The sequence below is a fragment of the Frankia sp. EI5c genome (genome assembly GCF_001636565.1).
GTDB lineage: Bacteria > Actinomycetota > Actinomycetes > Frankiales > Frankiaceae > Parafrankia.
Map to the genome: position 1 here is coordinate 272,525 of NZ_LRTK01000008.1, position 8,118 is coordinate 280,642.

Genomic DNA, 8,118 nt, shown 5'->3' on the forward strand with positions numbered 1-8,118 from the left:
CTGCTGCGGCGGTTGGAGGTGCTGGAGAAGGACGACGTCCACGGATCGCCGCGGCACGTGGACGAGGTCCGCCTCTGGACGATCCTCACCCTGCTTCGGTTCCGGAGCGTCACCGGTCCCGTCGTCGACGGGCTGACCGCCGCGCTCGAGGCAGCCCGTACGAAGGAGCACTGACCCCCGATGGGATCCGAGGAACACCGCGCGACCACCGACCCGGCCACCGACCCGACCGCCGACGCGACCACCGACCCGGCCGCCGGCACGGCGGGGCGGGCGGCGCCCGAGAGCGGCGGCACTCGCGAGCCGATCGCGGTGGTCGGTCTGTCCTGCCGACTGCCCGGGGCCGCGAACCCCGCCGAGTTCTGGCGGCTGCTGCGGAACGGCGTGGACGCGGTGGCGGACGCGCCGGCCGACCGCTGGGACTCCGCGCTGCTCGCCGAGCTCGGGCTGGCCCGGTACGCCCGCGGCGGCTTCCTGGACGCCGTCGACCGGTTCGACGCGGACTTCTTCGGGATCTCGCCGCGCGAGGCCGCCGCCATGGATCCGCAGCAGCGCCTCGTGCTGGAGCTGGCCTGGGAGGTGCTGGAGGACGCCGGGATCGTCCCCGAGGCGCTGCGGGGCAGCCGGACCGGCGTGTTCGTCGGGGCGATCGGCTCGGAGTACGCGAGCCTCGCCGGGCGGTACGGTCCGGCGGCGATCGACCGGCACACGATGACCGGCCAGGCCCGCGCCCTGATCGCGAACCGGGTCTCCTACCTGCTCGGGCTGCGCGGGCCGAGCCTCGCCGTCGACGCCGCCCAGTCCTCCGCCCTGGTCGCCGTCCACCTGGCCTGCGAGAGCCTGTGGCGGGGCGAGACGGCGCTGGCGATCGCCGGCGGCGTCAACCTGAACCTGCTCGCCGAGACCAGCGTCGCCGCGGCACGCTTCGGCGGCCTCTCCCCGGACGGCCGCAGCTACACCTTCGACGCGCGCGCCAACGGCTATGTCCGCGGCGAGGGTGGGGCGACCGTCCTGCTCATGCCCCTGTCGCGCGCGGTCGCCGAGGGGCGGCAGACCTACGGGGTGATCCTCGGCGGCGCGGTGAACAACGACGGCGGCGGCGCCGGCCTGACCGTTCCCGACCCGGCCGCCCAGGCCGCCGTCCTGCGGGCAGCCTACGCCGACGCCGGTGTCGACCCGGGCGACGTCCGCTATGTCGAACTGCACGGGACGGGTACGAAGGTCGGCGACCCGGTGGAGGCGACGGCACTGGGAGCGGTGCTCGGCGCCGGCCGGTCCGGTGACAGCCTGCTGCGGGTCGGCTCGGTGAAGACGAACGTCGGGCACCTGGAGGGCGCGGCCGGCATCGTCGGGCTGCTCAAGGTCGTGCTCGCCCTGCACCACCGCGAACTTCCGGCGACCCTGCACCACACCAGCCCGAATCCGGCGATCGGGCTGGCCGGCCTGGGCCTGGCCGTCCAGGACCGGCTCGGAGCGTGGCCCGGCGGTGCCGGCGTGCCGGTCGCGGGTGTCAGCTCGTTCGGCATGGGCGGCACCAACTGCCACCTCGTCGTCGCCGCGACCCCGGCACCGGCTCCGGCTCCGGCTCCGGCTCCGGCTCCTGGCACGGCGGCGAACGGGGCGGTGGACGGGGCGGTCGGCGGTGCGGTGCTGCCCTGGGTCCTCTCGGCCCGCGGCGACGCGGCGCTGGCGGCGATGGCCACCCGCCTGCTCGCCCATCTCGACGCGGACGACGCCGGCCACCGCCCGCGGCCCGCGGACGTGGCCTGGTCCCTGGCCACCACCCGGGCGACGTTCGAGAACCGGGCCGTCGTCCTGGGATCCACCGAGACGGAGCTGCGGGCGGGACTCGAAGCGCTCGCCGCCGGGCTGCCGGCGGCCGCGCTGCACGAGGGGCGCGCCGGCGCCGACCAGGCGGGCCGGGTCGTGTTCGTCTTTCCCGGCCAGGGCTCGCAGTGGGTCGGCATGGCCGGCGCGCTGCTCCGGCAGTCGCCGGTGTTCGCCGAGGCGGTGGACGACTGCGCGCGGGCGCTCTCCCCGCACCTCGACTGGTCCCTGCACGACGTGCTCGGCGGTGCTCCCGGTGCCGCCTCCCTGGAGCGGGTCGACGTCGTCCAGCCCGCCCTGTTCGCGGTGATGGTCTCACTCGCCCGGCTGTGGGAGTCGCTCGGCGTGCGGCCGGACGCGGTGATCGGCCACTCGCAGGGCGAGATCGCCGCCGCGCACATCGCCGGCGCGCTGACCCTGCCCGACGCGGCCCGGATCGTCGCACTGCGCAGCCGAGCGCTGGTGGCGCTCGCCGGCCGCGGCGCGATGGCCCAGCTCGCCGTGCCCGCCGAGCAGGTGCGGGCCCATCCGCTCGCCGACCCGGCGCGCGTCTCGGTCGCGGCCGTGAACGGGCCGGCGTCCACCGTCGTCGCGGGCGACCCGGCGGCCGTCGCCGCGCTGGTCGCCGAGCACGACCAGCGCGGTGTGCGGGCCCGGCTGATCCCGGTGGACTACGCCTCGCACTCGCCGCAGGTCGAGGCGGTCGGTGCCGACCTGCGCGCGGCGCTGGCCGACATCCGCCCGGCCTCCTCCACGGTCACCTTCTACTCCACGGTGACCGGTGGCGCGCTCGACACCGCCGGGCTCGACGCCGACTACTGGTACCGCAACCTGCGGCACACCGTGCGGCTACAGCCGGCCACCGAGGCCGCGCTCGCCGCCGGGCACCGGCTGTTCGTCGAGGTGAGCCCGCATCCGGTGCTGACCGGCAGCCTGCAGGAGACGTTGGCCGGGGCGGGCCACGACACGGCCGCCGTGGTCGGCACCCTGCGGCGGGACGAGGGTGGCTGGGGACGGCTGCTCGCCTCGGCCGCGCAGGCGTTCACCCGGGGTGCCGGCGTCGACTGGGCCGCGGTCCTGCGCGGCCAGCCCGCCGTCGCCGGCGTCCGCCCGGTCCCGCTGCCGACGTACCCGTTCCAGCGTGAGCGCCACTGGCTGGGCGACTCCCTCCAGGCACCGGCCGCCCCCGGCGACGTCACCGCGACCCGGCCGGCGCTCCCAGCCGGCGGCGCGACGTCCGACGGCACGGAAGCCCGCGGCGCCGGGCCCAACGGCGCGGGGGCTCCCGGTTCGTCCTGGGCCCACCGGATCGCGGCGCTCGACGCGCCCGAGCGGGGACGGACCCTGCTCGACCTGGTCCGGACGCATGTGGCGATCGTCCTCGGCCACGTGACCCCGGGCGCGATCGACCCGGACCGCGCGTTCAAGGATCTCGGCTTCGAGTCGGTGTCCGCCGTCGAGCTGCGTGACCGGCTGGCCGGGGCGACGGGGCTCCCGCTCGCACCGAGCCTGCTGTTCAACCACCCGACGATCGCCGCGCTGGTCCGGCACCTGGACGAGGTGGCACGCCAGCGGGCGGGTACCGGCCGGCAGGCGGACGGCCCGGCCGGGGCGGCCGCCGCGGCGGACGACGACGACCCGATCGCGATCATCGGGATGGCCTGCCGCTTCCCCGGCGGGATCGGATCGCCGGAGGACCTCTGGCAGGTGGCGGTCACCGGGGCGGACGTCGTCTCCGACTTCCCGACCGACCGCGGCTGGGACCTGACCCGCCTGTACGACCCGGACCCGGCCACCCCCGGCGCCAGCTACGTACGCGCCGGCGGGTTCCTCACCGCCGCGGGGGCGTTCGACGCCGACTTCTTCGGCGTCTCCCCGCGGGAGGCACTCGCGATGGACCCCCAGCAACGCCTCCTGCTGGAGGTCGGCTGGGAGGCGATCGAGCGGGCCGGGCTCGACCCCACCGCGCTGCGCGGCAGCCGCACCGGTGTCTTCGTCGGCGTGATGCCGCAGGACTACGGCCCCCGCCTGCACGAGCCGGCCGGCGGCCTCGACGGTTACCTGCTCACCGGCAGCACGACCAGCGTCGCCTCCGGACGCCTGGCCTACACCCTGGGTCTGGAAGGTCCGGCGATCACCGTCGACACCGCCTGCTCGTCCTCGCTGGTGGCGCTGCATCTGGCGGCGGGCGCGCTGCGGGCCGGCGAGTGCTCGCTGGCGCTGGTCGGCGGGGTCACCGTGCTCACCAGCCCGGGCATCTTCGTCGAGTTCAGCCGGCAGCGCGGGCTGGCGCCCGACGGCCGGTGCAAGCCGTTCGCCGCCGCCGCCGACGGCACGGGCTGGGCCGAGGGCGTCGGCATGCTGATCGTGGAGCGGCTCTCGGAGGCACGGGCCCGCGGCCACCGGGTGCACGCGGTGATCCGCGGCTCGGCGGTCAACTCCGACGGCGCGAGCAACGGGTTGACCGCGCCGAACGGCCCGTCGCAGCAGCGGCTGATCCGCGCGGCGCTGCACGGGGCGGGCCTGGGCCCGGCGGACGTCGACGCGGTGGAGGCGCACGGCACCGGCACCCGGCTCGGCGACCCGATCGAGGCCGAGGCGCTGCTGGCCACCTACGGCCAGGACCGGCCCGCGGACCGGCCCGTGTACCTGGGGTCGGTCAAGTCGAACCTCGGGCACACCCAGGCGGCCGCCGGCGTCGCCGGCGTGATCAAGATGGTGCAGGCGCTGGAGCACGGTGTGCTGCCCGCGACGCTGCACGTCGACGCGCCGTCCCCACACGTCGACTGGACTGCCGGCGCCGCGGCCCTGCTCACCGAGCCGACACCGTGGCCGGAGGTGGCACGCCCGCGCCGGGCCGCCGTCTCGTCCTTCGGGATCAGTGGGACCAACGCGCACGTCATCCTGGAGCAGCCGGAGTCGCCCGGAACACCGCCGGCAGCCCTCGTGCCGCCAATGTCCCTCGTGCCGCCAATGTCCCTCGTGCCGCCCGTGTCCCTCGTGCCGCCAGTGCCGCCGGTCGTGCCGTGGACGCTGTCGGCGCGCGGCGAGGCGGCCCTGCGCGCGCAGGCCGCCCGGTTGCGGGAGACGCTCACCACCCCGGCAACCGGCGAGGCCGGCGGGTTGGTGGCCGGTGGGTTGGTGGCCGGTGGGTTGGTGGCCGGTGGGTTGGACGATCCCCGTGCCGTGGGCTACGCGCTGGCGACCACGCGCGCCGCGCTCCCGCACCGGGCGGTGCTCGTCGGGCGGCGCACGGCGGACTTCGCCGCCCTGCTCGACGCGCTCGCGGCCGGAACACAGGCGCGCGGGCTGAGCCGCGGTGTCGCCGGCAACCGCCGGACGGTGGCGTTCCTGTTCTCCGGGCAGGGCAGCCAGCGGCCGGGGATGGGCCAGGCCCTGTACACGGCCCAGCCGGTCTTCGCCGACGCCCTGGACGAGGTCTGCGCGGCCCTCGACCGGCACCTCGACCGCCCCCTGCTGAGCGTCCTGCACGCCGAGCCCGACAGCGACGCCGCGGCGCTCGTCCATCAGACCCGTTTCACCCAGCCCGCGCTGTTCGCCTTCGAGGTCGCGCTGTACCGGCTGGTCACCGCACACGGCGTGGAGCCGGACTATCTGACCGGCCACTCGCTCGGTGAGCTGACCGCCGCCCACCTCGCCGGGGTGTTCGGCCTCGAGGACGCCGCCCGGCTCGTCGTCGCCCGAGCCGCGCTGATGCAGAACCTGCCCGCCGACGGCACCATGCTCTCCCTCGACGCCGACGAGGCGACCGCCGCCGGTCTGCTCTCCGGGCATGAGGCCGTGGCGTCGATCGCCGCGACCAACCACCCGACGGCGACGGTCATCTCCGGGTCGGGGGACGTCCTGGAATCCGTCGCCGAGGACGCCCGCGCCCGGGGCATCCGGGTCCGCCGGCTCACCGTCTCCGGCGCGTTCCACTCCCCGCACACCGACCTCGTCCTCGACGAGTTCGCCGCGGTGGCCGCCGACGTCCGGTACGCACCACCGCGGATCCCCCTCGTCTCGAACCTCACCGGGGAGCTCGCCGATCCGGCGGAGATCACCACACCCGGCTACTGGGTCCGGCATGTCCGCGGGACCGTCCGCTTCCACCAGGGCGTCCAGGCGCTGCGCCGGCTCGGCGTCACGACCTACCTGGAGCTGGGGCCGGACGGCACCCTCGCCGCCCTGACCCGCGGCACGCTGGAGCACCCGGCCGGCGCCGCTGACGGCGCCGCGGACGGCACCGCTGACGGCCGGGTCGGTGACAGCGGGCACGGTGGCAGCCGGGAACCGGACCTCGTCCTGCCGCTGCTGCGGCGGGAGCGGGACGACACCGGGACCGTGCTGGAGACCCTCGCCCGCCTGCACACGACGGGACACACCGTCCGCTGGAGCGCGGCCTTCCCCGGCCCCCGGCCACCGCGGGTCGAGCTGCCCACCTACCCGTTCCAGCACCGGACCTTCTGGCTCGCCGACGCCGCCGCCACCGGCACCGGCACCGGCCTGGCGGAGTCCGGTCTGCGCGGCACCGGCCATCCGCTGCTCGGCGCGGCGGTCGAGATCGCCGACGTCACGGACCTGGCGGACACGGCCGACCGCCCGGTGAGCCAGCCGGCCGGACGGCGCGACGGGCTGGTGCTGTCCGGCCGCCTGTCCGCCGCCGCCCAGCCGTGGCTGGCGGACCACACGATCGCCGGCACTGTCCTGCTGCCCGGCACCGGACTGGTCGAGCTGGCGCTGCACGCCGCGGGGCACACCGCGCAGCAGCACCTGGCCGAGCTGACGCTGGAGGGCCCACTGCCGCTGCCGGCGGACGGCGCGGTCCTGGTGCAGGTCACCGTCGGGGCGCTCGACGACGCGGGACGCCGGGACGTACGGGTGTACGCGCGCCCGGACGCGGCCGACGTGCCGTGGACCCGCCATGCGTCCGGTGTGCTGACGGCCGAGCCGGAGACCGCCGAACCGGCAGCGCGTGAGCCGGCAGCGCGTGAGCCGGCAGCGCGTGAGCCGGGGACGGGTGAGTCCGCCGGCCCGGAAGGAGCGGGCAGTTGGCCACCGGCCGGGGCCGTCCCGGTGCCGATCGAGGGCCTGTACGAACGGCTCGCCCTGTCCGGCTACGACTACGGGCCCGCCTTCCAGGGGCTGCGGGCGCTGTGGAGCGGGGGCGCGGACGGGCGGACCCTGTTCGCCGAGATCGCGCTGCCGGACGAGGCGGAGTCGGCCCCACCCGCACCGGGCCAGGGCGGCGCTCTGGAGCTGCACCCGGCGCTGCTCGACGCGGCGCTGCACCCGGTGGTCGGCGGGCTCGCGGTGTTCACCGGGGCCGGGACCGGGACCGGTGCTGAGGCCGCGGATTCGATGCTGCTTCCGTTCTCGTTCAGCGGCGTGAGCCTCGTCGCGACCGGTGCCCGCGTGCTGCGCGTCCGGATCACGTCGCTCGACGCCGGCCGCCCTGACGACGGTGGCGCCCGGGTCGCGCTCGCCGTCGCGGACGGCACCGGGCAGCCGGTGGCGACGATCGGTTCGGTCTCGCTGCGACCGGCGGCCCGGGCCCGGCTCTCCGCGCTGACGGCCCGCACGGTCGGAACCACCGGCCCGGCCCTGGGCCTCTACCGCTCCGCCTGGCAGCCGCTTCCGGCCGCGGGCGGTTCGTCCGCCGCGCCGTCCGCTGCCGAGGCCGGCGACCCGGCGGGGGCGCCCGCCGGCGACCTCACCTTCCGCACGCTGCCACCTGAGCCCGAGCCCGGTCCGTCGGCCGCGCGCCGGCGGGCCGCCGACGTCCTGGCCGGGCTGCGGGAGTTCCTGCGCTCGGACGGGTCGGACGGCGGCCGGCTGGTGCTCGTCGTGCCGGCGGGCGACCTGGCCAGTGCGCCGGTGCTCGGCCTGGTGCGATCCGCCCAGGCCGAGTACCCGGGCCGGTTCGTGCTCGTCGAGCACGACCTGCCCGCGGGTGCGGCGCCTGACGAGGCCGCCGTGCGCGCGGCCGTCACCGCCGCCGCTTCGGCCGGCGTGAGCGCTGTGGAGCTGCGCGGCGGTGTGGTCGGGGTGCGGCGCCTCGAACCGGTTCACCGGCCCGCGCCCGCCGCGGGCACCGGAGACGGACTGGATGCCGCGGGGACGGTGCTCGTCACCGGCGGCACCGGCACCCTCGGCGCCCTGGCCGCCCGCCACCTCGTCACCCACCACGGCATCCGCCACCTGCTCCTGGCCAGCCGCCGCGGCCCGGCCGCCCCCGGCGCCGACAACCTCGCCGCCGAACTCACCGCACTCGGCGCCGACGTCCAGATC

1 protein-coding gene is annotated in these 8,118 nt (G+C 76.9%); it reads left to right on the forward strand.

From position 1 onward, the window contains the following. Positions 1 to 180 precede the first annotated feature (180 nt). Positions 181 to 8,118, forward strand: a 7,938-nt coding sequence (locus tag UG55_RS07435) for a type I polyketide synthase (protein ID WP_066064676.1), incomplete at its 3' end; no start/stop codon positions are given.